Raw genomic sequence first — 26,719 nt, forward strand, 5'->3', positions numbered from 1 at the left:
GGGGCGCCTTTTTTTGTTTTCCGGCAAAATAATCAGCTGAAGATTTCACCGAGCTTCAGGGCCAGCCCCATATCGCCTTCGATCTTCAGTTTGCCCATCATGAAGGCCATCTGTGGATTGAGTGACCCGTCCATCAGGCCGGCAAAGTTTTCTTCATTGATGATCATGGTCACATCTGCATCCCCATCTTCATTGGACACAGTGGCCGGTGATGTGGTGCCGTCGATCAGGATTACGCCATCACCGTCAAAATCAATCTTGACACGCTTGCCCAGTCCGTCGGTGCCGGCGATCTTTTCCCGGATCATGGTGGTGTTTTCTTCCAGACTCATTGTTTTTCCCTTCTTGCAGATGGCCAATATCAGTTCAGATAAAATCTAACATACGTTTGAACTCTTCACCAGCTATTCCTGAGCTCCCTGAGGGCGACAAAAACGTCCTTTGCTGTCGGCTTGTCGCCGAGATCGGGAAATTTTTCCCTCAGCCGCTCGACCACTTCCGGATTGTCCAGCCGGAAGAATGTATTGAACAGTTTCTCCTCGGCCAGTGAGGAGACATAGGCGGCATGGGGGTCCTGTCCTTCCAGCTTGGAAAGATATTGTTTGGCGCTCTCGTTGCCGGGCTCCCGGTCAAGGGTGAATTGAAGGTTGTTGACGAAATAGTCATGTCCCGGATAGATCCGGGTGGTGTCGGGCAGGGCGGTCAGCTGACGGGAAAAGGTGTCATAGAGCTCGTCCGGGTGACCACCGTTTTTGCAGTTGCCGGCCCCGGCGTTAAACAGGGTATCGCCGCAAAACAGTCCCGGTTTGTCGCTGTTGGACAGCACACAGACATGGCTCATGGTATGGCCCGGCGTGTCCAGAACTTTCAGCTTTACAGAGCTTCCCACCTCGATAGTGTCCCCCGCAGAGAGCCCCCGGTCCAGATGCTTTATCTTGGCCGCGGCCCCCTTGTGTGCCAGTACCTTTGCTCCGGTCTTTTCGATCATTTCCTCGTTGCCGCCGATATGGTCCCAATGCTCATGTGTATTGAGAATCTGGGTGATTTTCCAGCCCTGTTTCTCTGCTGCATGCAGGCAGCGGTCTACGTCCAACGGGTCAATGACCAGCGCTTCCCGGCTTTCCGGGCAGGCAATCAGGTAATGGAAGTTGCGTAACGGGTTGTCGGCATAAATCTGTTCAACAAGCATCTTGGGGCTCCTGTCAGGATTCAGTTTGCCTCATGACCATATTTGATGGACGGGCCCTGTGCACGGATTTTTTCCCTTGCGCTGTCGTCATCGGCTTCAATGGCATAGATGCCTACCACAATATTGTTTCTTTCCCCTTCGGCGGCGCGTGCCAGCGCGGCCTCAAGCGCTTCCTTGTCAAACCGGCTGGCGGCGGCGATATCCGTGTCCCAGGAAACGCTGTCGGCGCTCTCCACAAAATAGACATTCAGTCCGTTCTGCAGGTGATTGGCGGTGATGATCTGTTTATCGCTCATGATGTGGCCCTGTAGTTGAAATTTCTCCTGTCTTCATATGGAACAGATGGCCCGGGAGATCAAGTGTAATAGGAAGTAAAGGGGGAGAGCGAAGATTGATGAGTTCCTTTCCAAGTATTAAAAAGCATCGTAAACTGTACTTCATAACCTCAGGAGGGAGATCCGGGCATGGAAAATACAATGGCTATTCTTATGGCCCAGCTTGAGCATATTGCGGAATTCCTGCCACGCCTTGGGGCCTCGGTTTTGATCTTTTTGATCATTTATTTCATCGGAAAACTGTGCGGCCATCTGTTGCTGACATTATTGAAACGCGGCGACCTGTCCCCCACACACCGGGAATTTTTCCGCAAACTGGTGGTTGGCTTGTTCGTTTTTATCGGTGCGGCAGTGGTCCTCAATATCTGGGGACTCAGGGCGGCGTCCCTCGGGCTGCTGACCGGTGGCGGCATTACGGCCCTGGCTATTGGTATCGCTTTCAAGGATATCGGCGAAAATATCCTGGCCGGCATTTATCTGGCTTTCAGCCGACCGTTCAACATCAATGACCTTGTCCTGACCGGCGACATCGAAGGTGTGGTGAAGAATGTGGAAATGCGCTGCACCCATATCCGTACGGACAAGGGGGCCGATGTCTATGTCCCCAACGCCCAGATCTTCGCCCAGCCGCTGGTCAACTATACCCTGGATGGGCTCCGTCGCCTTTCCTTCACCATCGGAATCGATTATATGGATGATACGGAGCGGGCCTGTGGTTTGCTGAATGGTGTGGTTCAGGCTACAAAAGGAGTCTTATCCGATCCGGCCAGTGTGGTTGTTATTTCCGGCTTTACACCGCAATATGTTGAGCTTCAGGTTTTCTATTGGATCAATACCTTTGAAAATGGAGCGGATATTCCCGCCATCCGGAATAATGTGATGAATAGCTGCCGGGAAGTCCTGATATCCAACAAGTTCACTTTCAGCTCAGATGTGAAGACGGCCAACGTACTGAGCGTGCCGGAACCCGTCCGTGTTCTGTCCGGGGAGGGGAACTGACAAACCTCAGGGCCTGTAGAGTGCCGACACAAGAAGTGTTTTATATAGAGATATAATACGTCTCGGTTGTTTAAACCAGCCGCTCGGCCGGCAGGTGCACATAAACCGTGGTGCCGCTTTCCGGGCTGGAGGCAATGGAGACGGTGCCGTCGTGTTTTTCGACCAGCTTTTTAACATACGCCAGGCCGAAACCGATGCCGGTGGTGGGATTTGAATAGATGTCGGCCAGATGGGAGTCATGGCTGAAGGCCTTGGCCACCTGTTGCGGTGACATGCCGCTGCCGCTGTCCCGGCAGGTGATCTGGCAGGTGCCGTCTTTTTCACGGGTGGCGCTGACAATGATTGTACCGCCCGTCGGGGTGAATTTCAGGGAATTTTCCAACAGGCTGTAGATCACTTTCTCCAGCCGTTCGCGGTCGCCATGGACCAGTGGGAGCGTGCCGGGAACGTCAGTCTGCAGGGTGATATTCTTTTTACCGGCCGGGGTTTTCATGACTGCAAGGCAACTGTCAATCAGGTCACCAAGGTCGAACATGGATTCACACAGTTCGAACTCGGTGGTTTCCAGTTCCTTGAGATCCAGAAGATTGTCGATCAGGAACAGCAGGCTCTGGCCGGCACCGTGAATGTCCTTGGCGTATTCCCGGTAGGAATCCTTGCCGATGGGGCCCAGCATCTCGGTCATGATGACTTCGGAATAGCCGAGGATGCCGTTCAGCGGGGTGCGAAAATTATGATGCATGGCGGCAAGGAGTTTTTGTTTGATTTCCCGCGCTGCTTCGTCCCGGGTATTCTTGTCGGTCCGGCTTTCCCTGAGTACACAGATAAAGCGCGGGCAGTCTTCGTCGCAAGTGATCGGCCGGATGGTCATATTGACGTCAATGACATCCCCGTTGCGGCATTTCCAGTGGCAGTAAAAGATTGCCGACTGCCGGCTTTCGAGCGCCCGGGCGATGGATTCAATCTTGCTCTGGGGGATATGGTCGGCGAAATAGGTGTAAAGATCGGTGCCGCGCACGTCTTCCAGGCTATAGCCGGTAAACAGTTCGAACTGGTGATTGATGTCTTCAATATGGGAAGGATGGGACTGGTCGCCAGCGGAAATGATCAGGATAGCGTCGCTGACTTCATGAAAGACGGAGTCAAACAGCCCGAATTCCCTGTTGTATCTGCTGCTGTCGACCGCTTCCGCCGGGGAAATCATATCTGCACCTGATGTTTTGAAATCGCGCGCTGTTACATTCATGACATCTATCTTGGATCTAAGCTGTTGTTTCTTACGAAATATATTTGACTTTTAAACAAACTTAGAGTCCAAACTCTCCCTCTTGTCAGACAAGATTCACCAATAAGATTCAAATCACTAGGAGAATCATCTCTTAAATGATTCAGCGAATCAACTAAAAAATTAACCAATTGTTAACCCTGTTCCCAAAAAAGTCTTTGACATTCTGCTTTTTTCTAAAAAAGACGGGATTTATGTCAAATCAGCTGTTAGCCTTGCACCGGATTATTCGGGACGGGTGGGGCTGGCGGCCCGGAACCGGTAAGGAGAGTAAGTTGGAAAATATTCTGGGTTTTGTTGTCCTGCTGGCCAGTGCGTCGGCCTGTGCCGGTATTCTGGCCGGGATGCTTGGTGTTGGCGGCGGTATTATACTTGTCCCGGTGCTGCATTTTATCTTCGGGAAGTTCGGGATATCAGAGGATGTTGCCATGCATATGGCTGTCGGCACTTCGCTGACGACCATCGTGCCGACCTCCATTGTTTCAGCCAGATCCCATCATGGCAAGGGGGCCGTCGATTTCGCCCTGTTGAAGGCGTTTGCCCCCACTATTATTATCGGTGTGGTGGCGGGGTCCGCCCTGGCCGATACGCTCAGGGGCCAGGTGCTTTCTATTATTTTCGGGGTTGTGGCCCTGTTCATCGCCATCCGGCTGGCGGTGATCCGCAAGGAAACGACAGCCCGGAACAAGGATGGTGCGGCTATCAAGGTGATTGGCGGATTTCTGATCGGCGGCGTGTCTGCACTGATGGGGATCGGCGGCGGCACATTCAGTGTTGCGGTGCTGAGCAAGCTGGGATACGGCATTCACCGGGCGGTCGGGACGTCGGCCGCCATCGGGTTATTGATCGCCCTGCCGGGATCGATCGGCTTTATGATCACAGGGACGGGAACGCCGGGCCTGCCGCCCTACAGTATCGGTTATGTCAATCTGCTGGCCGTTCTTTGTGTGATACCGGCAACCATGCTGGCGACCCCCTTCGGCGTCAGGATCGCTCACTGGATGCCGGACAGCAAACTGCGGATCACCTTTTCCCTGGTGTTGGGCGTGATGGCGATCCGCATGCTTGTTACTTCACTCTGAGCGGTATCTTTTTTACCAGAGCTGAGATCAGACCGGGCAGCCGTCAGAAAAATTCACATCGCCGAAACGGGGTTTGTGAACCGCAATCTGATAGACAGTTTTCTGTTGATACAGGCCGTTGTCAAAGAAGACGGTCATATTGAAAAAGAGGGGGTCATAAAGGAAATAGACCTCGGCGACGACGGCGACTTCCCCGTCAAGGAGGGTGAAACTGCCTGGAATGCTGCCGAGATCGGCATACTCAGCTTCGGTGCCCAGCTTGCTCTGAGATAAAAGGCCCGTGCCGGAAATACACTGGTTGGTGATCAGGGTGCCTGAAGAGGAACCCTCCAGGCGCGACACAATGACCCTTCCTCCTGAGTTGATATCGAAGGGCGACATGACATTGTCGACCGCATTGAAGGTATCGGTGATCATTTCTGCCGGCAGCAGTTCGTTTTGCGACACCAGGTTGGCAACGGCGTTAACAGTCTGGTTGGTTTTGCGCTCGATGAGCAGGATCCGGAAGGTTTCAAATCCGCCGATCAGCAACATCATCATAATTGGAAAAGTATAGGCGAATTCCATCAGAATCGTACCGTCCTGTTTGCGGATTAACCTTTTCAGAAGGCTGGATATCAGGTTTTTATGTTTCATGACAAATTCCTTCCTCAGGTTTTAACCTGCGGATCACAATCCGCAGTCGGTGATCCGTATGGCTCGTTTTTCACGGCCGTGCTGGTCACCAGCCTGATTTTTCCGTCTGCATCGCCGATGGCATGGGAAAAGAAGCCGGTCATGAAGTTGGCGTCATATTCGGCCGAATAGACCACCACGGCGCCAGGACCGCCGACACCACTTTCCCCAATATCCGCATCCCACTGATTGTTGCAGTTCAGATCGGTGAAGCTGTCTATACCATTTGTGTAGTCGCCGTCCTCATCCAGATCAGTATAGGGTTCCGCTGTGGCAATGTCGGTAAAGGTGTCATAGACCTTGTTTGTAATCACCAGATTGTCCAGGGTAATGAACCCGTAGGTTCTGTCTTTAAGGACACTGGTGATATATTCCTCCCGGGTCATGCCGTCTACGGTATAACCTGTGATACCCTGACGGGAGGCGTCGGCGATGGCGCCTTCCAGAAGTGTGGTGCTTAACATAACGGCGCCGACTTCCAGTGTACCCAGGGTCAGCAGGGTCATGACTGGCAGGACAAATGCCGCCTCAATCAGGGCCGCTCCTTTTTCGTCCCTGCCGGTTCTGCCGAGGAGGCCGCGCAAACGGCCTGATTTCTTATTCTTATATTCTTTTATCATTTCAAGAGCTCCTAATGCTGTGGCTTATGCCTTTGACTAACAAGCTCTCCTTGCATTGTTAACGGTTAACCAGGTTGTCCGCCAGTTGACAGGTTGCCGGGCCCATAAGCACAACGAAAAGTGTTGGCAGAATGAACAGGATCAGCGGAACAGTCATTGTTGCCGGCAGTCGTGCGGCCTTTTCTTCAGCCTTCATGATACGCTCATTTCTGAATTCGTTTGACAGCACCCGCAGGGACTGCGCCAGCGGTGTACCGTATCTTTCCGACTGGATAAGTGTGGCCGTCACCGCCCGGATTGCCGGCAGGGTGACACGTTCGGACAAATTAATCAGGGCCTGTTTGCGGTCCGGAAGAAAGCCCAGTTCAACGGAGGTCAGGCCGAGTTCGTCAGCCAGTTCCGGACAGGTGTTACCCAATTCCTTGACCACGCGATGCAGGGCGGAATCCAAGGTCAGGCCGGCTTCTGCACAGATCACAAGCAGATCCAGGAAATCCGGCAGTGATTTCTGCATTTCCGCATTGCGTTTATCCGAAATATTCTTGAGAATAATTTCCGGCAGGTAGGACGCCAGCAATACAGATCCGATACAGGCCCCGGCTTTCATAAAAGTCGACAAGTCGAACATACCCAGGCCGTAGATCAGAACAACCGCGATCACACCGACAAAAAGCGGCAACACCAGTTTGAAGAACATGAAGACAACCAGGGAATCCTTGCCCCGGAAACCAGCCTGAACCAGTTTTTTATGGTATTTTTCAGTCTGTTCGTTTTTCAACAGATTGAAGCTCTGGACAACCTTGTTCATCAGGCCCACATGTTTGGCGGACTTGACTGGGGTACGTCGTTTGACCGGGGCTACATAGCCCCGTTTTAGATCCGACCGCCTGTCCTGTAGTGCCTTGAGACGCCCATGCATGGAATCCTTGACAATACCGGTGCTCCATATGGCCATGACCACAAGAAAGGCGGACATGCCCGCCAGTACGGTGATGATATCTTCTCCAGTAATTCCCGCAGGTAAATATTTTTCCATGATCAGAACTCGAAATTAATCAGTTTGGAGATAATGAACATACCAATTCCCATCCAGATCAGGCCACCGATAATGGCTATTTGCCCGCGGGGATCAGTGAACAGGATCGACATGTAACCGAAGTTCAGCATTGCCAGCAAACCGCACATGATAAAGGGCAGGGAACCGATAATATAGGCACTGGCCTTGCCCTCGGAGGACATGGCTTTCACCTTCAGTTTCAACTGGCTGCGCCCACGCAGGATAGTTGAGAGGTTCCCAAGGGTTTCTGCCAGGTTGCCACCGGTTTCCTGCTGAACGGAGAGACTGATGACGAAAAACTTGAATTCCGGTGTATCAAGCCGGGTGGCTGCTTTCCACAGGGCTTCGTCCAGGGTTTTACCGAGACGAATGTCATCAATGATTTTGGTGAATTCAACGGCAATCGGATCCTGCATTTCCTTGCCGACTGAACCGATGGATTCAGTGACAGGCAGACCGGCTTTCAACCCCCTGACAATCAGGTCTATTGCCTCCGGGAACTGTGTCGTAAATTTGGTCAACCGCCGTTTGATCATGCTTGAAACGACCATATGGGGGATCGCCAGACCACATGCCAAACCGACCATGATTGATGGTACAGGGCTCAGGCCGCCAAGGATCCTGGCCAGAATACCGACGAACACGGCAACTGCCAGACTGGTCAGAATATAATGTTTGAATTCAATTTTGCGCCCGGTCCGCCGCAGTCTTTTGCGTAATTCATCTGGTCGAGGCACAAACTGGTCGAGGAAAAATTTTTCCTGTTTGACGAAAAGAGATTTTTTCTCGCCGCCTTCGCCCAGCAGGCCTTTGTTACGGTGACGTCCGACCACTTTTTGAAGACGGCCCTGCATGGCTTTCTGTCTATTTCCCAGCAGTCCGGCGGCAAGTGCTATCGTCGCCAGGACAAGGAACACCCCGGTAAAAATGCCGATCATTACAACAGTTGGGTTATCTACAGTCATCTCTTAATCCTAAAGCGCTTCCAGAAGAGCCCGGTGCAGGCCGTAATATTCAGCTTTCTCTGTAAAATGCGGACGAACCCCTGTAGACCGGAAATTGCCTAGCAGTTTTCCGTCCGCATCCTCTCCGGTAAACTCGTAAACGAACAAGTCCTGTGTGGTAATAATTTCACCTTCCATGCCGACAACTTCAGTCACCGCACAGGTGCGACGGCCGCCATCCCGCATACGGGAGATCTGAACGATCAGGTCAACCGCGCCGGCGATCTGTTCCCGAACCGCTTTGGGCGGCAGTTTCAGGTCGGCCATACCGATCATATTTTCCATACGTGTCAGCGCCTCACGCGGGTTATTGGCGTGCAGCGTACACATGGAGCCATCGTGGCCCGTGTTCATGGCCTGCAGCACGTCAAAAGCTTCCGCACCACGGACCTCACCCAGGATAATCCGGTCGGGACGCATACGCAGGGCGTTTTTCACTAGGTCACGCATGCTGATTTCCCCTTTGCCCTCCAGGTTGGCCGGGCGGGTTTCAAGACGAACCACATGGGGCTGCTGCATCTGCAATTCGGCCGTGTCTTCGATGGTAACCACACGCTCGCCCACATCAATCATGCGCGACAGGGCGTTCAGCATGGTGGTTTTACCAGAGCCGGTACCCCCGGAAATGAGAATGTTCAGTCGACAGGCGGAAGCGATTTTCAGAACCGTTCCCATCTGATGGGACAGGGAACCAAAATCGATCATCTTGTCGAGAGTAATCTTCTGCTTGGCGAATTTACGGATCGAGATAGAGGCGCCGTCAATGGCCAGCGGAGGAATGATAATATTCACACGACTGCCGTCTGCAAGACGGGCGTCACAAATGGGGGTGGTTTCGTCCACACGACGGCCAACGGCGGTCACAATCCGGGTACAGATATTCATCAGGTGCTGATTGTCCCGGAAAGTCACGTCGGAAACAATCAGTTTACCGCTTTTCTCAATGTAGATCTGTTTCGGACCATTGACCATGATTTCCGTAATGGTCTCGTCTTCAAGCAGGGGTTCAAGAGGGCCAAGTCCAAGCATGTCATGGAGCAGCATGTTGACCAGTTCGCGCTGTTCCCGAAGATTCAGGTTGATTTTCTCCTGGGCCATGAGCTCGTTGACAGCTTCACTGACCTGTTCCGCCAGTTCAGCCCGGTCCATTTCGTTGGCGGCAGAGGCATCAATATATTCCAGGAGCAACGGCTGCAGCCGGTCCTTGGCTTCCATGATGCTGTCCTGGCTGGCCTGCTGGATCTGTTCGTTGGTCTGGGTTTTCACTTCCCGCTGTTTGCGGACAATATTTTCCTCTTCCTCCTGAATCTCTTCCTTGGTTTTGCTTTCCGAGGTCAGGAGGTCATTGAGCAGTACGGTAAGAAGATCGCGGCGTTCCAACTCGTTTAGCTGCATTTTATGGCGCGAGGTCATTTCATCGATCAGTCCCTCGATGATTTTGGTAACCTCGTTGCGTTCCATTTCCCGTGCGGCGGCAGGATCAATCCGTTCCTGCAGTACCGGTTCTATCAGGTCGAAGGCCTTGTCCACCATGTTGGCATTGGAACCACTTTCCTGCGGAATTGGCACGGCCGGAGGCGACGAGACATCGGTCTGTTCGCCACCGCCTTTGCCGAATCCTCCCGGACCGGCAGGTTTGCCGGCGGGAAAGGCAGGTTTTGTGCCTGGTGCTGATTTTCGTCCGAACGCTGGTTTCATGGTTTCTCGCAATTATTTGGCCTGCTTGGCGTCTTTTTTGCTCAGGTTCAGTTTTTTCCAGAAGGGTACCTTACCCTGCTCCTCACTGTTCCCCAGGATATCGTCACAGATCATGTTCAGTGTCTTGACTGGTTTACTGTGCTTGGCCGCCTGGGGCAGGGGTTTGCCTGACTTGGAAACCTGGATCATCAGTTTGTTATCCAGCGGAATTTCCCAATCCACGGGGCGTTCGATAGAAGCTTCAAAATCTTTCTTCTCGACTTCCACCTGACCCGGTGCAGCCACTTTATTCAGTAGTATTTTGACTTTTGCTTCCGGGGCAACCGATTTGCAGAAGGCCAGAAAACGGATTGTATCCCGGGTTGCCGCCAGGCTGAGATCTGAAACCAGGATAATTTCCTGTGCTTCGGACAGCAGTAACGGATAGTCGGCAACCATATTCTTAGGCAGGTCAAGTACGACATATTTGAAATTGTGTTTCAGTTCGGTCAGTAGATGGCTGAGGGCCGCCGGATCCGTATAGGTGGGATCGTTCAGCGGCGCTTCCGAACCAAGAATGGACAATCTGTCACTTTCCTTGATCATGGCCCGTTCAATAAAGAGACCATCGACCCGGCTCGGGTTTTCAAGGGCGTCACATAGTCCGCGTCCCGGTTCCAGGTCGAAGGACAGGGCGCCGGTACCGAAATAGATGTCCATATCAAGCAACGCCGTCAGACGTTTTTTCTCATGGGCGAGAAGCCAGGCCAGACTTGAGGATATAAGGCTGGTGCCGACACCGCCGCGGACACCGACGACGGCGATAAGTTTGTCGGAATCATCTGCTGAGTCCGTACTCGCAACTTCATCGGGAATGCGTGCTGCATGCTCGGCGGACAATATTGTATCCCGAAGCTGGTCCGTCGAGACCGGTCTGACCAGATAGTCATGAATGCCGTAAGAAATCAGTTCACGATACAATGTGATATCGTTGGCGCTGCCGATGGTGATGACCATTGTGCCTGGTTCCACCACTTCGGCAAGCGATGTCAGGTCTGCCAGCGGGTCTGCTGATTTAGAAATATCCACAATCAGGAACTGGGGAGAAGGCACGGTCGAAAGTGTTCTGATTGCGGCTTCAATCCCGCCTGTTTTTATGCTCGCGGGATTCCAGCCCCTCTCCGTCAGGACAGGGACCAGGGCCTGAGTTGTCTCGTCATCACAGACAAATGCACCGAAACTATGCTCGGTTGATTTGTCTTCTTTTTTCAAAAGGCTGGCTACACTCATGTCATATTCCCTTATTTGGTCGCCTTGCTGTTGCTACCAGATTCTTTTTTCCCGCCGCCAACATAGGTACTGACCGCTTTTGCTGCTTTTTCAGCCTGCGGGCTTGCGGACCTGTTACCTGTGATCAGATCACGCGGATTAGCCACCATAAGTCCAAGATTTGCCTGGGTCGTACAGCCGAAGTCCATCATCGGGGCATTATTATAGTTAGCGGCACTATTGCGGGACCAGTCACCACAGCGTGGTGGTGTGACCACATACCGGGAGACCAGCAGACGGGCCTGGTCCGGTTTCGGCGCTACGCCATACGGGGTAACCTCGGCTGCCATTATGATCCCATGCTGTTTCAGTAACTCAGTGATGAAAGACAGGCGTTTTTTATTCAGATCAGACAGGTTCCCGTCTTTTTCCAGCGGGAAATCCATGCTGAGTTCGTCGCCATAGCCCACGCTGCTGTTGCCCAGAAAAGCAATCAGCGCCTTGACCTGGTCGCGGTCCAGCCGATGGGTGTCGGGGGTAAAGGTCATCATATAGGGTAAACGCACCATTTCGACCTTGTTCCGTTTCAGGTTTTCCAGACCTGTTTCTTCATGCAGACCGGCACAACCGGCAGTCATCAGAAGTGAAGTGATCGCGATTAGTTTAAGAATATTTTTTTTCATCATCTTCATCCTCAATCCAGCATAAATCCGGCGGCGCTTTTCATTTTTTCACCGGTTTTGCCCTGTGCCGCCGGAGCGGTATCGGGGCCTCGAAGTTCATAGGACTGGCCATGCAGGAAGAGTTCCATATCATTGGCCGCTCTGAAGTTGTCATTGGGCAGCGGCATGCTGCCGTCGTTATGCGGTTTGACAATATAAGGAGTAACAATGATCACCAGTTCCGTTTCCTGACGCTGGAACTCCGTTGAACGGAACAGGGCACCGAGGATCGGAATATCGCCGAGCCAGGGATATTTTGAGATACTGTTGGTAACATTGTTCTGAATAAGTCCTGCGATGGCGAAGCTCTGGCCGGATCCGACCTCAACTGTGGTCTCGGCCCGCCGTGTAGTCAGGGCAGGGATGCTAAAGCCGTCGAGGGTTACAGCACCGGCAGAAGACAACTGGCTGACTTCCGGTTTGATGTGCATGCTGATCTTGCCGCTGTCCATAACCACCGGCTTGAAGTCCAGTGCAACACCATATTCTTTATAGGTGATAGAGAGCTGGCGGTCTTCGATCACGGGGATGGGATATTCGCCACCGGCCAGGAAGCTGGCGCTTTCACCCGAAACTGTTGTCAGATTGGGTTCGGCCAGAACGGAAAGGATGCCTTCCTGCTCCATGGCGTCAATGATGAAGTTAATGTCAAAGTTTCCGCTTCTGAAGCCACCGGCAAAGTTGTTGCCGCGATCCAGGGAGAAAAACTCTTTGACACCGTCCACAACGTCAAACACCTGTGAACCCTGGAACATTCCGATAGCGGTGCTGCCGTTGACAAAGCTGTTCTGCCAGTTGAAACCAAGTTGTTTCATAGTGTCCCGGCCGACTTCTGCAATCCGTACCCGCAGGTTCACCTGGACGGGAGTCGCAATGGTCAGGCGGTTGATAATGGTGTTATCTACGCCGATAAATTCGGCAGCCATACGCCGGGCTTCTTCGGCCTGGTCAGGGCTGTCCACATTGCCGGTCATGACAAGCAGGCCTTCGTAGGATTTTACGTTGATCCGGGCGTCAGGCATCACACTGTTCAGGGCGCTTTCCAGGCTGCCCAGATTATGGGTCACTGAAATATCGCCGCTCAACAGGATTTCATCATCGTCACTGACGCCATAAATGCTTGTTTCGCCTTGTTTTTTGCCAAAAATATAGACGAGGGTTGGTGACTTTACCTGGATGTCAGCGATCGCCGGATCGGCAATGAAGATATTGGATGCCGGCCGTTTCAGGCGTAATAGTGTGCCTTTACTGACTTCGACCTGAATGTTTTCCTGCTGCAGGGCAAAGGCTGGAGACAAGGGAAGGCTGCCAGCTAGCAGACCAAACACAGCGATCATGCAGAAAACTGATTTCTTCATTGTCTTGCCAATTCGGCGACGTATGTTCTTACGCGCTAACATGATTAATTTCCTTGCTTTGAGAAGCCCAGCTGCTGAACTTCATTTCCTCTTACCACCTTGACGTTGAAACTTTTGCCCTTTGCGGAAGGAGCACCCGCAGCGCCGGACAACAACTGACTGACTTCGCTGTCCCAGGTAACGGTGTTTTCTTCTATATTGGATGTCAACGTCACGTCTGATTCTCCGTCTTTCCTGGCCAGGCTGCGCAGGCTCAGGGAAAGGTTCCCCATTTTCTCTACCAGAGAGATTTTCTCGGCGTCCTTGGGGGTTACTTCCAGGGTGACGGTTTTGCCGACAGACGGTGTATGTGTCGGGTTCGCGACTCTCTGGTCAATAGCCAGGATCCTGACATCCCTGAGAACGGTTTCGCTAACCTGGGCTTTTTTACGTCCGCTGGCAGCAACCTTGTGGGTGAGTAGAATGTCCACATGGTCGCCCGGGAATATAAAGCCGGAAATGCCTGAGGTTGCATTGATGCGGATTGAAACCGCACGTTTCCCAACCGGCAGAACCGCGGCCATGAAGCCGCTGTTGCCAGGTTTGGCGATCCCGGAATCTGTGATCGGCTGACCGGCTGTAATGGTGTTTTTCACCACAGCGCCGGCAAATTGCTCCAGGTCTGTTTCAGCAGTTTTCCGGACATAGGTATCGTGCAGTTTATCATCGGGCCAGGACTGCCATACAAGATCATCCTTTTTCAGGAAATGCCCTATATGAAGGTCAAAGGCGGCGACCAGAACCTGAACCTTTGCGGGGGCAGATTGTGCAACCTGTTGTAACTGTTGCGGGGTCGATGCCGGTTTGATCAGACTGCGGGCCATAAAGGCGGTTACCGCGGCGATTACCAGGGCTACACCGACAAGAATGATGCTACGCATATTGATATTCATAACCTGTTTTCCTTGTTACGCTTGTCCATCCAGTGAAACGTAAAGCTGGAAGGCGACATATAGTCCCCCCAATGCGATACCGACTCCATAGGGAACTTTTGCATTCTCTGTTTGTGCCACAGGAAAGTTTATATTCTCTGAAGATTTGGCGGCTTTTGATGCTATAAGCCGGTTTCTGGCCAAAATAGTTGCTGCCAGAAGCCCCCCGGTCAGGGACATGATCATCAGGTAGTTCAACACAAGTGAGGGACCTGCCCAGAGCGCCACGACCGGGATCAGTTTTACATCGCCGCCTCCCATGACATTCAGGGCGAAAAAGATCATGCCTATACCGAAAATGACCAGGGCAATCAGGACCGACCAGCCGACATAGGAGAAGGCAATGCTGCCATTGTCCATATAAAGGGCGATCAAAAAAACGGGGTAGAGGAAAAGGACAACAAGGCACAACCTGTTGGACAGGATATAGTGCCTTATGTCGGAAAGAGCAGCCCAGATCATGAGACCGGAAAATATGAAGACCACTGTTGTTGTTAACACTGTTTTCCCCTGTGTGATATCTTTCTGTTTTCAGTGATATCGGAAAAAAGTATTTTATTGGTTAAGAGTACCTAAAATACCGTGTTAACCCTGAATTATTGTGAGTTGCTGGTTGCTTCCTGGACTGCCGCAGTTGTGTTGTTGCTCATATTTAAAAAGCTGCTGCTGAAGGAATTCAGGCCACTGATGGCGGCAATTACAATCATTGCAGCCAGGAGCCCGTATTCGATAGCTGTCGCGCCTTTTTCATTTCTGAAAAGATTTGAGTAAAATCTGTTGGTCATTTCGATTCCTTCCAAAAGATTGAGTGCCAAAAGGATGAGTTCGGTTGTCAGAACTCTCGAGTGAACAAACTGGCCAATAGAAAACGGCCCTGACCCTTACAAGGCCAGAGCCGTTTTCAGATTAGTCCAAACTGAACTATTGCTGATTATGGAGCCACAGCAGTATTCAGGTCAGTAGATACTTTGGTGAATGTGCCTGTCAGTGATGAACCAACAGCCTGCAGACCACCGATGGCAGCAACAGCTACCAGAGCAGCAATCAGGCCGTATTCAATAGCAGTTGCACCAGCTTCAGATTTTTTCAGAAGTGAAAAGAATTTTGTCATTTGTTTACTCCAATGTGCCAAAAGTTAAATTAGGTTCCTATGCCAAATTTTGTGAGTACCAATATGCACAGAAGTTATGAACAAAAAGTTAATGGAAATTCTTTTTTATTGTTTTAGAACAAATACTTACAAGATTTAAATTGATAAAAAATTAACTTGTTGTTAAGGTGTGATTTAATCAAAATCATATAAAATTTTATCTGCCTTTTCCCTGCAGCCGGCAATATGCGGCAAATAGTTAACCCTTATATGTGGAAACAATTAAGAATATTAACGGTTTAGGCTGTGTGGGGATAATTTGAAATTGTCAGGACCAGATGCTGTACATATCCATCCTGACAGTGGCAGGAAAGGTCTCCGCCGATCAGGCGGGCAAGGTCTCTGGCAACCGAAAGACCGTATCCCGGCGCCAGTCTGGGCGCCGGATTTTTTTTGGAATTTTTGATATTTTCTGACTCGTCGGTGCTTTTCAGGACCTTCTGGAACAGATTTTTCGCATCTTTTTCGGCAATTTTCTGCCCCAGCAAGGGGACTTCGATTCTTACCTGGGCATTGCTGTTCATCATGACGGACAGATTCATTATGTCGCCCTCGTGGGCTTTTTTCATGGCACTGGAGATCATTTTGCTCAGGCACATTTCGAGGCATTGCCGGTCATTATAAAGGATAACATCAATGTTATCGCTGCTGCTGCGGAATTTAACCTTCTTGCTCTGGGCCAGAGGTGCAATTTTTTCCGCACAATCATCAATGATGGATTTAAGCGAAAATGATTCCGGGGTGATCTCGATCAGGCCGGAGTCCAGTTTCGCCGAATCAAGGACATCGTTGACGGCATCCTTCAGCAGGTTCGCAGCACTTAGAATGCTTTTGGTATGTTCCCGGTATTGTTCATTGACCGGTCCCCAGGCTTCCATATCGATCATTTCCGAGAAGCCGATAATGGCGTTCAGGGGGGTGCGGAACTCATGGGACAGATTTTGCAGCAGTTCAGAGGCGATATGGTCTTCCTTTTCGCCACCGGTATCTTTGCCGGACGTGGCGGCGGGATGTTTCTGCGGGACGGGTGTCGGTGCCGGCGGGGTTTCCCCGGCTGTTTCCGTTCGTGACAGGGGAAGCATGTCCGAGGATGTTTCAGCGGCACGGGCGCTGCCCCGATAGCCTGTAAAACGGCCGGTCTGGATATCGAAGACCGCAATGCCGCTAAGCAGCCATTTGGTGCTGTCTCCGCCTTCCGAGCGGATCAGGAATGTTTCGTCCCTGAACGGGGTACGTCGTTCAAACAGTGATTCAAAGCTGAGGTCCCCGTTCTGTTCCGGCAGCACTTCGCACATTTCGATGAAATCTTCACCGATCATACTGTTGGCCGGCCGGCCAAAGGCCGTAAAGGCTTCCTCGGACAGGAACTTTATGGTGCCCATCCGGTTGATTTCCCAGAACCAGTCTGCGGTGGCCCTTACATAGTCTTTGCTGCGCAATGTCTGTTGATGTAGCGCCTGGGCAGGGGTTTCTTCGGGTTCTTCCTCAACTTCTTCCGCCCGGACTTCGCTTTCCTGGCCGGACAGGTCATTGGCCACGTCGCCAACGGGATGTGGATGTTCCTGGATGTCTTCGGGGTGTCGTTCAGTTTCTGCCCTGGTATTTTTGCCAAAAGACATGGCCAGCCTGGCTTCTTCTTCAAGGTTGAAAATGGCCTTGGACAGGGCTGCCATACTTATATGTGTGGCTTTTTGCTGTTCATCTTCTGCATCGGCGCCAGATCCTGTCTGCTCTTCCGGTTCCTTTTTTTGTTTCAGGAACGACGGCACATCCTCGGAAAAGGCCAGTTTATTGTCCAGAACCAGTTTTGGCTTGGGGGTGGACCGTTCCTGGCGTTCCGGTGTTGCCGGTCCGGTTGTATCTCCGCGTTTCCTGTCAGCCGCACCCGGTTTCAGTATGTCCTCGTCCAGGGTGACTTGGCCGTGAATATTCTGTGCCTTGACCATTTCGAGGATGCTGGCGGTCATGGACTCGTCCAGTTCCGGTTCGCGGTCTGCTTCCCGCTGCTCCAGTTCACTGAGGCTCAGCTTATGGCGAACCTGTTCACTGTGTTTCTGTTCCTGGTGGCTTAATTCCTGCCGGATCAGGGGGGACAGGCCAAAGCGGCGGCCGATATGCCGGCGATGGGCTTCGCTGCCATATCTGGCCAGATGCATAAGCTGCTCATCCGGGAGTACTGCTCTTTCAAGCAGGGGGGCGGAAACCTCAACGATGTCTTCACTGAGCAGGCTGACCAGTTCCTGGGGGGGATTGTTCATGTCTGCCAGAAGATCTGCAATTTCCTTCCGGGTCTCTATCCTGACGTTGGAAATCAGTTCCCGCAAGATATCGAGAAGCATACGGGCTTGTTTGTCTGACTGAAGGGGACGTTGCTGAAGGAAAAGATCGCAGATGTGCGAAAAAAGCAGAGTTCTGCTTTGCAGGGAATTATCCTGTGCCAGTTCTAGCAAATTCCGGATTTTATCATCATACATAGCGCTTTTCGGCACTGCGTTCCCTTTACTGCATATAACAAAACGGTGCGCAGGCAACACCGTTGTTGATTAAAATTTTATCTACCGGATCTATATTTCCCCTGTATGAATACTATAACTTTTTCCGCCGGAAAGTACCAGCCAAAATCTCGGCGCATGTGTCGTTTAAATATCAAATATATTCGAATGGGAGCGGAAAAGGGCGGGATGCGCGTTCGGCCGAAAAGAGATGGTGGATGTATAAAATTATATTCTTCTAAAAAAAACGGATAGATTCTATCACGGACGCGACATTTTCTTGCTGTAATGGTGCTTATCCTGTATAAAAAAACCATTGCGAGTTTTAGTCAAAAATTTAAGGGAACCTTATGCATCAGGTGAAACTGGACGAAATTGATCGTCGAATTCTCGAAAACCTGCAGCAGGATGGCCGCATGACCAATGTGGAGCTGGCGGAACGGGTTGGTATAACGGCACCGCCTTGCCTGCGTCGGGTGCGGGCGCTGGAAGACGCCGGATACATCCAGGGCTATCATGCTGACCTGAATGCGGAGTCCCTGGGGTATGGCCTCACGGTTTTTGCCATGGTCGGTCTGCACAGCCAGGCGGAAAATGATCTGAAGGCTTTTGAGGGACTTGTCAATCAGTGGCCCCTGGTTCGGGAAGCCTATATGCTGAACGGGGAGATCGACTTTATTCTCAAGATTGTCTCCCGGGATCTGGCGCAGTTTCAGAATTTTCTGACTTCCAAACTGACGCCGGCGCCAAATGTGGCCAGTGTCAAGACCTCCCTGAGTATCCGCTGCGGCAAACATCTGCATGGCGTGCCTGTAGACTAGGGAAATAGTAATGTGACCGGGGACAAGGTTCCGGACAAAGAAAAAGCCACCGGAAACGGTGGCTTTTTCTTAGGGATCGCGTGGCGCTTGGTGTCTCAGATGAACTCGATTTTGACAATCTCGTAGTAGGCCTCTCCCTGGGGAGTCTTGACCTCGACTTCATCACCGACCCGGCGACCGATCATGGCATGTCCGAGAGGGGAGCTCAGGGAAATCTTGCCCTTGCTCACATCGACTTCGTCGACGCCGACAATCTGGTAAGTAAATTTCTTGTCGTCTTCATCTGCTATGGTCACAGTAGAAGCAAATACGACCTTGTCGCCGTTCAGGTCAGAGGGGTCAATGACTTCAGCCCGGCTGATCTTGTCTTCGATTTCCTGAATGCGGCCTTCAATCATACCCTGCTGCTCTTTGGCGGCGTGATATTCGGCATTTTCCGAAAGATCTCCATGGGCGCGGGCTTCCTCGATGGCCTTGATCACGGCCGGGCGGGCGTCATGTTTGAGATGTTTCAGCTCTGCTTCGAGTTTTGTATGACCTGCAGAGGTCATTGGAACTTTTTCTACCATGGCTCTTTTTTCTGTTTCCAAATAAAAATATTCCGCACAGCCCCTTGCCTCCCCGGGGAAATGCGACATTTTGTTCGGTCTGTTCTAACAGGCCAGACGGCGTTTCCCGCCTAACGCGTATAAGACTGAAGGGGTTTAACGGCAAGTTCACTGGATTTCAAGACTTTTATTGCTTCCATGGAAGAAAGTGCGCCGCGGGTGGTTGTGTAATAGGGGATGTTATTCACCAGAGCCGTTCGTCTCAGTTCATAACTGTCCTGAATGGACTGGGCCCCTTCTGTGGTATTGAAGACCAGATGTACCTCACCATTCTTCATGGCGTCCACAATGTGGGGACGTCCTTCCAGAACCTTGTTGACCCGTTTCACATCCACACCGTTTTCTTTCAGATATGAAGCAGTTCCGCCGGTTGCGATCACCTTGTAGCCCATCTCAATGAGCTGCTTGGCCGCTTCGACCATCTTGGGCTTGTCCTTGTCCTTGACGGAGATAAAGACGGTGCCTTTCAGGGGTAAATGAGTGCCGGCCGCAATCTGGGATTTGAGGAAGGCGCGGGCGAAATCCGTATCCAGCCCGATCACTTCGCCTGTTGACCGCATTTCCGGGCCAAGCAGGATATCGACACCGGGGAAACGGGTAAATGGCATAACGGCTTCCTTGACCGCCACATGATTCGTTTTAAAGCTGGGAATATCGAAATTATCCAGTGATTCTCCGGCCATCAGGCGGGCAGCAATCTTGGCCACCGGCGCCCCGATGGCTTTGGCCACAAACGGTACGGTCCGGCTGGCGCGCGGGTTGACCTCGATGATGTAGACCACGTCATCCTTGACAGCATACTGTACATTCATCAGGCCCTTGACATTCAGCGCCAGGGCAAGCTGTTCAGTCTGACGACAGATGTCTTCCATGACACTGTCTTTCAGGGAATAGGGCGGCAGGGAGCAGGCGCTGTCGCCGGAATGAACACCGGCTTCCTCGATATGCTGCATGATTGCCGCCACGTGAACTTTTTCCCCGTCACAGAGCGCGTCAACATCGACCTCGGTCGCCCCTCCGAGGTAACGATCGATCAGCACCGGACTGTCACCGGAAACATCTACGGCTTCGTTGATGTAGCGGCGCAGGCTGGTGGTGTCATAGACAATTTCCATGGCCCGGCCGCCCAGTACGTAACTGGGACGGATGAGGACCGGATAACCGATACGCTCGGCCACTTCCACGGCCTTCTCTTCGGTGGTGGCCAGACCGTTTTCCGGCTGGCGCAGGTCGAGGCGGTCGATCAGGTCCTGGAACCGTTCCCGGTCTTCGGCCAGGTCGATGGCGTCAGGGGAGGTGCCGAGGATCGGAATGCCGACCGCTTCCAGGGCATGGGACAGTTTCAGCGGGGTCTGTCCGCCGAACTGGACGATCACGCCAAGAACGGTACCGTTTTGCTGTTCCTTGCGGATCAGTTCGATGACATCCTCGGCAGTCAGCGGTTCGAAATAGAGCCGGTCTGACGTATCGTAGTCGGTTGAGACGGTTTCCGGGTTGCAGTTGACCATGATGGTCTCATAACCCTGATCGCTGAGGGCAAAGGCTGCATGGCAGCAACAATAGTCGAACTCGATTCCCTGGCCGATCCGGTTGGGACCGCCACCCAGAATAATGATTTTGTTTTTGTCGCTTGGACGGGTTTCGCATTCCGCTTCGCCGCTGGCGTCCCGCTCGTATGTGGAATACATATAGGGGGTCAGCGCCTCGAATTCCGCGGCACAAGTATCGACCCGCTTGAATACCGGATGCAGATCCAGTGCCAGCCGGCGGGCGGTGACCCGGGCTTCTTTCTGATTGGTCAGCTGTCCAAGCCGGGAATCTGAAAAACCGAGGGCCTTGAGCTGTCCGAACTCGAATTTATTGTCCGGCAGGCCATGTTCACGCACCTGCTGTTCGGTGTCGACAATTTTTTTGATCTGATCAATGAACCAGGGATCGTATTTGGCGATGGCGTGGATCTCGGCCGGTTCCATGCCTTCACGCAGGGCCTGGGCCATAACCTGCAAGCGATCGACTGTCGGGTTAGCCAGAGCCGCCCGGATGGCGTTCATGTCACCGGTTTTTGGATCATAGCCGGGGATTTTTACTTCATTGAGGCCGGTCAGACCGGTCTCCAGCGAACGCAGGGCCTTTTGCAGGCTTTCCGGGAAAGACCGGCCGATGGCCATGGCTTCGCCGACCGATTTCATGGCGGTGGTCAGTGTCGGTTTTGTGCCGGGGAATTTCTCGAAGGTAAATCGCGGAATTTTGGTGACCACATAGTCGATGGTTGGTTCGAACGACACCGGGGTCGCCCCGGTGATGTCGTTCTGCAGTTCGTCAAGGGTATAGCCGACCGCCAGTTTGGCCGCGACCTTGGCGATCGGGAAACCGGTTGCCTTTGACGCCAGGGCCGAGGAACGGCTGACGCGTGGGTTCATTTCGATGACGATCAGACGGCCATCTTCCGGGTTGACGGCAAACTGCACATTCGACCCGCCGGTTTCCACACCGATTTCACGCAGCACCGCAATAGAGGCATTCCGCATGATCTGATATTCTTTATCGGTCAGAGTCAGGGCAGGGGCCACGGTGATACTGTCGCCGGTGTGAATGCCCATGGGGTCAATATTCTCGATGGAACAGATGATAATGCAGTTGTCCGCTGTGTCGCGCACCACTTCCATTTCATATTCTTTCCAGCCCAGCAGGCTTTCATCGATCAGCACCTGGCCCATGGGAGAGGCTTCGATGCCGCTTTTGATGAAATGTTCGTATTCTTCCTTGTTATAGGCAACGCCGCCGCCTGTGCCGCCCAGGGTAAAGGCGGGACGGATGATGGCAGGCAGGCCCACTTCATCCATGACTTCCATGGCGCGGCGGATGCCGGCTGCCCGGTCATAGTCAACGATATTGCCTTCCTCGTCCCGGATGGCCGGGGAGGTGGCGATGGCGGCCCGCGGGTTTTCTAGGCCGATGGCGTCCATGGCGGCGCGGAATTTTTCCCGGTCCTCGGCCTTTTCGATGGCTTCTTCATTGGCGCCGATCAGTTTGACACCATGTTTTTTCAGGACGCCCATCTGGGCCAGTTTCAGGGCTGTGTTCAGGCCGGTCTGGCCGCCCATGGTCGGCAGGATGGCATCCGGTTTTTCTTTTTCGATGATTTTCTCAACGAATTCCGGGGTGATCGGTTCCACATAGGTGGCGTCGGCGATCTCCGGGTCGGTCATGATGGTGGCCGGGTTGCTGTTGACCAGGATGATGCGGTAGCCTTCTTCCCTCAGCGCCTTGCAGGCCTGGGAGCCGGAGTAATCAAATTCGCAGGCCTGGCCGATAATAATGGGGCCGGCGCCGATGATGAGAATGGATTCTATGTCAGTACGTTTAGGCATGTTTCTCAATCATCTCCATGAAGCGGTCAAACAGGTAATGGCTGTCCTGGGGTCCCGGGCTGGCTTCCGGGTGGTGTTGTACGGAAAAGGCCGGGCGATCCATCAGCTCCAGCCCGCAGAGGGTCTGGTCGAACAGGGAAATATGGCTGACTTTTACATTGTTGGGCAGGCTGTCCTTGTCCACCATGAAGCCGTGGTTCATGGAGGTAATCTCAACCTTGTCTGTATTATAGTCCATCACCGGGTGGTTGGCGCCGCGATGTCCCTGGTGCATCTTGACGGTTTTGGCGCCGATCGCAAGGGCCAGCATCTGATGTCCGAGGCAGATGCCGAACAGGGGGATATTGGTTTCCAGGAGTTCCCTGATCACCGGGATGGCATATTCGCCGGTGGCGGCCGGATCGCCGGGGCCGTTGGAAAGGAATATTCCGTCCGGTTTCAGCGCCAGGATGTCGGCGGCGCTGGTGGTGGCCGGCACGACGGTGATTTTCGCGCCGGTGCTGGCCAGGCAGCGCAGGATGTTGCGTTTGACCCCATAGTCGATGGCGACCACATGGGCCTTGGGTGATGTCTGTTTGCCATAGCCATCCTCCAGGGTCCAGCGGGTTTCATCCCAGCTATAGGGGGAAAGGCAGGTCACGGTCTTGGCCAGGTCCATACCGTTCAGGCCCGGCCAGGCTTTGGCTTTTTCAACAAGCGCCGGAATATTGAATTTTCCGTCCCGGGAAAAGCTTAGCACGCCGTTGGGGGCGCCGTTCAAACGGATGTAACGGGTCAGTCGTCGGGTATCGACACCGGAAATACCGGTCAGGTTTCTTTCCCGGCACCATACATCAAGATGCTGACTGTTGCGGAAATTGGACGGGCAGGTGATATCTTCACGCACGACAAGTCCCAGCGCGGCCCCGCCCGGGTTCTGTTCCGGGGAGGTTTCAATGTCTTCATCGTTGGTGCCCACATTGCCTATATGGGGGAAAGTGAAGGTGACAATCTGTCCGGCGTAGGAGGGGTCAGTCAGGATTTCCTGATAACCGGTCATGGCAGTGTTGAAGCAGACCTCGCCGACCACGTCGGCCTCGGCGCCGATACCATACCCCCAGAAGACAGTGCCGTCTGCCAGCACGAGGGCGGCGGTGATGTTCGGGTGTGGCGGGTTGTGGTCGGTCTGGTCCTGGTTCATGAACGGCTCGATTTCTCTCTGGACAATGATCTGGCGATTTCTATCTGGCGACTTGCGGGGCAGCTCGGTTCGGACAGCATATCCTGTCACTGACCCCGGCGCAAATTGACCGGAACTTAAGCAATTGACTCATGCAGGTCAAGAAAAACATTTTAAAAAAATATCCTTTAAAATCAATAAGTTAAATCTTAATTTGAGGTTGCTTTTTGAGCTGAATTACGATAGAGTCTCTTCTTTCCTGAAAGAGAAAGCCGACTGTAGGTCAAATGATCAAGTCGGCATTTTTGTAAAAAAGGATATAAAATCAATATGTTGCGTGAAAAACTCAACGACACTATGAAGCAGGCGATGAAGGACAAGGATAAACGTCGGCTGGCGACAGTGCGACTCATCCTTGCGGCCATCAAGGACCGGGACATCAGTAAACGGACTGAAGCCGGGGATCAGGGTGTCGGCGATGAGGACATTATTGAGATCCTGTCCAAAATGGTCAAACAGCGCAAGGAAAGCATCAAGGCTTATGAAGAAGGCGGCCGTCTCGAACTGGCGGAACAGGAAAAAGAGGAAATGCAGATTATTTCCGAATTTTTGCCTCGCCAGATGAGCGATGATGAAATCCAGGCCGCGGTAAAAAAGGCCATTGACCAGACGGAAGCGTCCGGTCTCAAGGACATTGGAAAAATCATGGCTCTCCTGAAAGAGCAATATGCCGGCCAGATGGATTTCGCCAAGGCCAGTGCATCTGCCAAAAGCATTTTGTCCTGATCCTTTAACTGTTATTGATATATGCGCCGGGGTCCCTATTCTACTGCAGGGCAGGATAGGCAACAGGGGTGGAAGAAGTGAATGGGCTTTTCGCCGGACTTTCTTGAAGAAATCAGGTCACGTCTGCCGGCCAGTGAAGTGGTTGGCAAAAAAGTGCGCCTCGTCCGCAAGGGGCGGGAACATTCCGGCCTGTGTCCCTTTCACAATGAAAAATCTCCTTCCTTTACGGTCAATGACGACAAGGCCTTTTATCACTGTTTCGGCTGTGGGGCGCACGGCGATATTATCCGTTTTGTGACCGAGACAGAGGGACTGAGCTTTCCCGAGGCGGTGGAACGTCTTGCCGGACAGGCCGGGCTGCCGATGCCGGAATATACGCCGGAAGACCGGGTAAAGACCGAAAAGCGTAAAAATCTCTATGATGTGATGGAAGCCGCCACCCAGTGGTTTCAGTCCCAGTTGCGCACCCGGGCCGGAAAAGAGGGACTTGATTATCTTCTGCGTCGCGGGCTTTCAGAGCCGACCATCCGTAATTTTCGCCTGGGTTTTTCCCAGGACAGCCGCACCGCGCTGAAGGACGCCATGCTGGCCCGGGACGGCATCACCGAGGATATGCTGGTCGAGGCCGGACTTCTGATCCGGCCGGAGGTCGATCCCCATGATCCGCCGGGCACGGCAAAGGAGACCTATGATCGGTTCAGGCACCGGGTGATGTTCCCCATTACTGACCGGCAGGGGCGGGTGGTGGCCTTTGGCGGCAGGGCCCTGTCCAGTGACGCCAAGGCCAAATATCTCAATAGTCCGGAAACCCCGCTGTTTCACAAGGGACGGCTGCTGTATAATCTGGCCGGCGCCCGCAAGGCGGCTTACGATATCGGCCGGGTACTGGTGGCCGAAGGTTACATGGATGTGATCGCCCTGGCCCAGGCCGGGTTCGACTATGCCGTGGCGCCGCTGGGTACCGCGGTAACCGAGGAACAGATCGGTGAATTATGGCGGCTGGCGCCGGAACCTTTGTTGTGTTTTGACGGCGACCGGGCCGGCCTGAAGGCGGCGGAACGGGTGGTCGAACGGGCGCTGCCGCTGCTCAAGCCCGGCCACTCGCTGAGGTTCGTCTATCTGCCCGAAGGCGAGGATCCCGACAGTTTCGTTCAGGGGCATGGCGCCCGGGCCTTCAGCCAGCTTCTGGAAGAGGGAAAACCCCTGGCTACCGTTTTGTGGAACATGCTGATCCGGGAAACGCCGGCCGAGACGCCGGAACAGCGCGCCGGTCTGCAGCAGTCGATCCAGCAGACCCTTGCCGAGATCAAACATGAAACCATTCGCGGCTATTACCAGAATGATTTCCGCAAGCGCCTGCAGAAATATCTTGGCGAGGAGGTTTTGCCGGAAAATCTGTCGCCGGACAGGCCTTCAAATGGAGCCCGTGGCGGGGACTCGGGCGAGAATCGGTTCGTCCGGTTGGATAAAAGCCGGTCATGGAAGTCCCGGGGGGCGCCGAAAGAGCCGGAGTACGGGGTGCGAACCCTGAAAGATACGGCCCGGGGAAAGGTCGGGGCCAGAGTGCTTCTGGACCTTGAAAGGCTAATGATTCTAACGATTTTGAACCATCCGTTCCTGCTTGAAGCGCATCATGAGGACCTTGCGGTCTGTGATTTCGAATCACAGGAGCTTGACAAACTCCGCAATGAAATCATACGTATATCAATTCGCGACTCGGACCTTGACAGAGAGAGCCTCCATCGCCACCTGATAGATCAGGGATACGGCAAGGCAATAGAAGTCATATTTGATCAGGAAGTCCTCAAGGCCGATTGGTTCGCGTGGCCCGATGCTGCTTTACAAGATGTGGAGCAGGGGTGGCTGCATGTGGTCAATCGAAAACGTCTGTTTGTCCTGGAAAAGGAAAAACAGGCTGTAGAGCAGGAACTGGCAGAGAATATGACAGATGAGGTTTTCGCAAGATTTCAGGCATTGAATGCAGAAATTGAGGACGCCCGCAGAGTCGAAGCCAGCATGGATGAATATGGAATAGCATCAGGAAAGCGAAGTTCTTCCTGAGGAAAATGTGTATCTGTGGCTGCCCCGG

The 26,719-nt window shown here is 52.9% G+C and carries 25 protein-coding genes; 5 read left to right on the top strand and 20 right to left on the bottom strand.

What is annotated here, in order from left to right; all coding sequences use genetic code 11:
• Positions 1-32: 32 nt before the first annotated feature.
• From ACORNT_RS07215 to ACORNT_RS07225, 3 genes are all read right to left on the bottom strand, one after another.
• Positions 33-332, bottom strand: a complete 300-nt coding sequence (locus tag ACORNT_RS07215; RefSeq protein WP_321397419.1) for an SCP2 sterol-binding domain-containing protein — start codon at positions 330-332, stop codon at positions 33-35.
• 65 nt (positions 333-397) lie between these two features.
• Positions 398-1,189 carry a hydroxyacylglutathione hydrolase gene (locus ACORNT_RS07220; RefSeq protein ID WP_321397422.1) on the bottom strand — a complete coding sequence of 264 codons (792 nt, stop codon included), beginning with the start codon at positions 1,187-1,189 and terminating at the stop codon, positions 398-400.
• A gap of 20 nt (positions 1,190-1,209) precedes the next feature.
• Positions 1,210-1,485 (bottom strand): DUF2849 domain-containing protein, encoded by a 276-nt coding sequence (locus tag ACORNT_RS07225; protein ID WP_321397425.1) that lies wholly within the window; start codon positions 1,483-1,485, stop codon positions 1,210-1,212.
• A gap of 168 nt (positions 1,486-1,653) precedes the next feature.
• Between ACORNT_RS07225 and ACORNT_RS07230 the strand changes: the two genes are divergently transcribed.
• Positions 1,654-2,523 carry a mechanosensitive ion channel family protein gene (locus ACORNT_RS07230; RefSeq protein WP_321397427.1) on the top strand — a complete coding sequence of 290 codons (870 nt, stop codon included), beginning with the start codon at positions 1,654-1,656 and terminating at the stop codon, positions 2,521-2,523.
• A gap of 70 nt (positions 2,524-2,593) precedes the next feature.
• Here the strand turns inward: ACORNT_RS07230 and ACORNT_RS07235 are convergent, their stop codons facing one another.
• Positions 2,594-3,769: a PAS domain-containing sensor histidine kinase gene (locus ACORNT_RS07235; protein ID WP_321397430.1), complete on the bottom strand. Its 1,176-nt coding sequence runs from the start codon at positions 3,767-3,769 to the stop codon at positions 2,594-2,596.
• Between the two features lie 314 nt (positions 3,770-4,083).
• On the opposite strand from ACORNT_RS07235, the gene ACORNT_RS07240 reads away from it, so the two are divergent.
• Positions 4,084-4,890 (top strand): sulfite exporter TauE/SafE family protein, encoded by an 807-nt coding sequence (locus ACORNT_RS07240; protein WP_321397434.1) that lies wholly within the window; start codon positions 4,084-4,086, stop codon positions 4,888-4,890.
• A gap of 27 nt (positions 4,891-4,917) precedes the next feature.
• On the opposite strand, the gene ACORNT_RS07245 is transcribed toward ACORNT_RS07240, so the two are convergent.
• From ACORNT_RS07245 to ACORNT_RS07305, 13 genes are all read right to left on the bottom strand, one after another.
• Complete coding sequence (locus ACORNT_RS07245) at positions 4,918-5,526, bottom strand: TadE/TadG family type IV pilus assembly protein (RefSeq protein ID WP_321397437.1); 609 nt, start codon at positions 5,524-5,526, stop codon at positions 4,918-4,920.
• Positions 5,527-5,540: 14 nt separating this feature from the next.
• Positions 5,541-6,185 carry a TadE/TadG family type IV pilus assembly protein gene (locus tag ACORNT_RS07250; protein WP_321397440.1) on the bottom strand — a complete coding sequence of 215 codons (645 nt, stop codon included), beginning with the start codon at positions 6,183-6,185 and terminating at the stop codon, positions 5,541-5,543.
• Between the two features lie 58 nt (positions 6,186-6,243).
• Positions 6,244-7,221 (bottom strand): type II secretion system F family protein, encoded by a 978-nt coding sequence (locus tag ACORNT_RS07255; protein WP_321397443.1) that lies wholly within the window; start codon positions 7,219-7,221, stop codon positions 6,244-6,246.
• Between the two features lie 2 nt (positions 7,222-7,223).
• Positions 7,224-8,207: a type II secretion system F family protein gene (locus ACORNT_RS07260; RefSeq protein ID WP_321397445.1), complete on the bottom strand. Its 984-nt coding sequence runs from the start codon at positions 8,205-8,207 to the stop codon at positions 7,224-7,226.
• Between the two features lie 9 nt (positions 8,208-8,216).
• A complete protein-coding gene (locus ACORNT_RS07265; RefSeq protein ID WP_321397447.1) occupies positions 8,217-9,944 on the bottom strand; it encodes a CpaF family protein in 1,728 nt (575 codons plus the stop codon).
• Positions 9,945-9,956: 12 nt separating this feature from the next.
• Positions 9,957-11,213, bottom strand: coding sequence for a hypothetical protein (locus tag ACORNT_RS07270; RefSeq protein ID WP_321397450.1), 1,257 nt, complete (start codon positions 11,211-11,213; stop codon positions 9,957-9,959).
• A gap of 11 nt (positions 11,214-11,224) precedes the next feature.
• Positions 11,225-11,878 (bottom strand): CpaD family pilus assembly lipoprotein, encoded by a 654-nt coding sequence (locus ACORNT_RS07275; protein WP_321397453.1) that lies wholly within the window; start codon positions 11,876-11,878, stop codon positions 11,225-11,227.
• A gap of 8 nt (positions 11,879-11,886) precedes the next feature.
• Positions 11,887-13,314: a type II and III secretion system protein family protein gene (locus ACORNT_RS07280; RefSeq protein ID WP_321397455.1), complete on the bottom strand. Its 1,428-nt coding sequence runs from the start codon at positions 13,312-13,314 to the stop codon at positions 11,887-11,889.
• Positions 13,315-13,316: 2 nt separating this feature from the next.
• A complete protein-coding gene (gene cpaB, locus ACORNT_RS07285) occupies positions 13,317-14,204 on the bottom strand; it encodes a Flp pilus assembly protein CpaB (protein WP_321397458.1) in 888 nt (295 codons plus the stop codon).
• A gap of 15 nt (positions 14,205-14,219) precedes the next feature.
• On the bottom strand, positions 14,220-14,744 hold the full coding sequence (locus ACORNT_RS07290) for an A24 family peptidase (protein WP_321397462.1): 525 nt from the start codon (positions 14,742-14,744) through the stop codon (positions 14,220-14,222).
• 95 nt (positions 14,745-14,839) lie between these two features.
• Positions 14,840-15,028 carry a Flp family type IVb pilin gene (locus ACORNT_RS07295; RefSeq protein ID WP_321397465.1) on the bottom strand — a complete coding sequence of 63 codons (189 nt, stop codon included), beginning with the start codon at positions 15,026-15,028 and terminating at the stop codon, positions 14,840-14,842.
• Between the two features lie 146 nt (positions 15,029-15,174).
• Positions 15,175-15,354: a Flp family type IVb pilin gene (locus tag ACORNT_RS07300; RefSeq protein ID WP_321397468.1), complete on the bottom strand. Its 180-nt coding sequence runs from the start codon at positions 15,352-15,354 to the stop codon at positions 15,175-15,177.
• A gap of 278 nt (positions 15,355-15,632) precedes the next feature.
• Positions 15,633-17,732, bottom strand: coding sequence for a sensor histidine kinase (locus tag ACORNT_RS07305; RefSeq protein ID WP_321397471.1), 2,100 nt, complete (start codon positions 17,730-17,732; stop codon positions 15,633-15,635).
• 503 nt (positions 17,733-18,235) lie between these two features.
• On the opposite strand from ACORNT_RS07305, the gene ACORNT_RS07310 reads away from it, so the two are divergent.
• Positions 18,236-18,706 (top strand): Lrp/AsnC family transcriptional regulator, encoded by a 471-nt coding sequence (locus ACORNT_RS07310; RefSeq protein WP_321397473.1) that lies wholly within the window; start codon positions 18,236-18,238, stop codon positions 18,704-18,706.
• A 95-nt stretch (positions 18,707-18,801) separates the two neighbouring features.
• On the opposite strand, the gene greA is transcribed toward ACORNT_RS07310, so the two are convergent.
• The 3 genes from greA to carA all read right to left on the bottom strand — a co-directional run bounded on the left by greA (position 18,802) and on the right by carA (position 23,865).
• A complete protein-coding gene (gene greA, locus ACORNT_RS07315) occupies positions 18,802-19,275 on the bottom strand; it encodes a transcription elongation factor GreA (RefSeq protein ID WP_321397475.1) in 474 nt (157 codons plus the stop codon).
• A 110-nt stretch (positions 19,276-19,385) separates the two neighbouring features.
• Positions 19,386-22,685: a carbamoyl-phosphate synthase large subunit gene (gene carB, locus ACORNT_RS07320; protein WP_321397478.1), complete on the bottom strand. Its 3,300-nt coding sequence runs from the start codon at positions 22,683-22,685 to the stop codon at positions 19,386-19,388.
• On the bottom strand, positions 22,678-23,865 hold the full coding sequence (gene carA / locus ACORNT_RS07325; protein WP_324292370.1) for a glutamine-hydrolyzing carbamoyl-phosphate synthase small subunit: 1,188 nt from the start codon (positions 23,863-23,865) through the stop codon (positions 22,678-22,680). The genes carB and carA overlap by 8 nt, the downstream gene beginning before the upstream one ends.
• A 309-nt stretch (positions 23,866-24,174) precedes the next feature.
• Between carA and ACORNT_RS07330 the strand changes: the two genes are divergently transcribed.
• Both ACORNT_RS07330 and dnaG read left to right on the top strand, forming a co-directional pair.
• Complete coding sequence (locus ACORNT_RS07330) at positions 24,175-24,630, top strand: GatB/YqeY domain-containing protein (protein WP_321397484.1); 456 nt, start codon at positions 24,175-24,177, stop codon at positions 24,628-24,630.
• 81 nt (positions 24,631-24,711) lie between these two features.
• Positions 24,712-26,691 (top strand): DNA primase, encoded by a 1,980-nt coding sequence (gene dnaG, locus ACORNT_RS07335; RefSeq protein ID WP_321397486.1) that lies wholly within the window; start codon positions 24,712-24,714, stop codon positions 26,689-26,691.
• Positions 26,692-26,719 lie beyond the last annotated feature (28 nt).

The organism is Emcibacter sp. (assembly GCF_963675455.1).
GTDB lineage: Bacteria > Pseudomonadota > Alphaproteobacteria > Sphingomonadales > Emcibacteraceae > Emcibacter.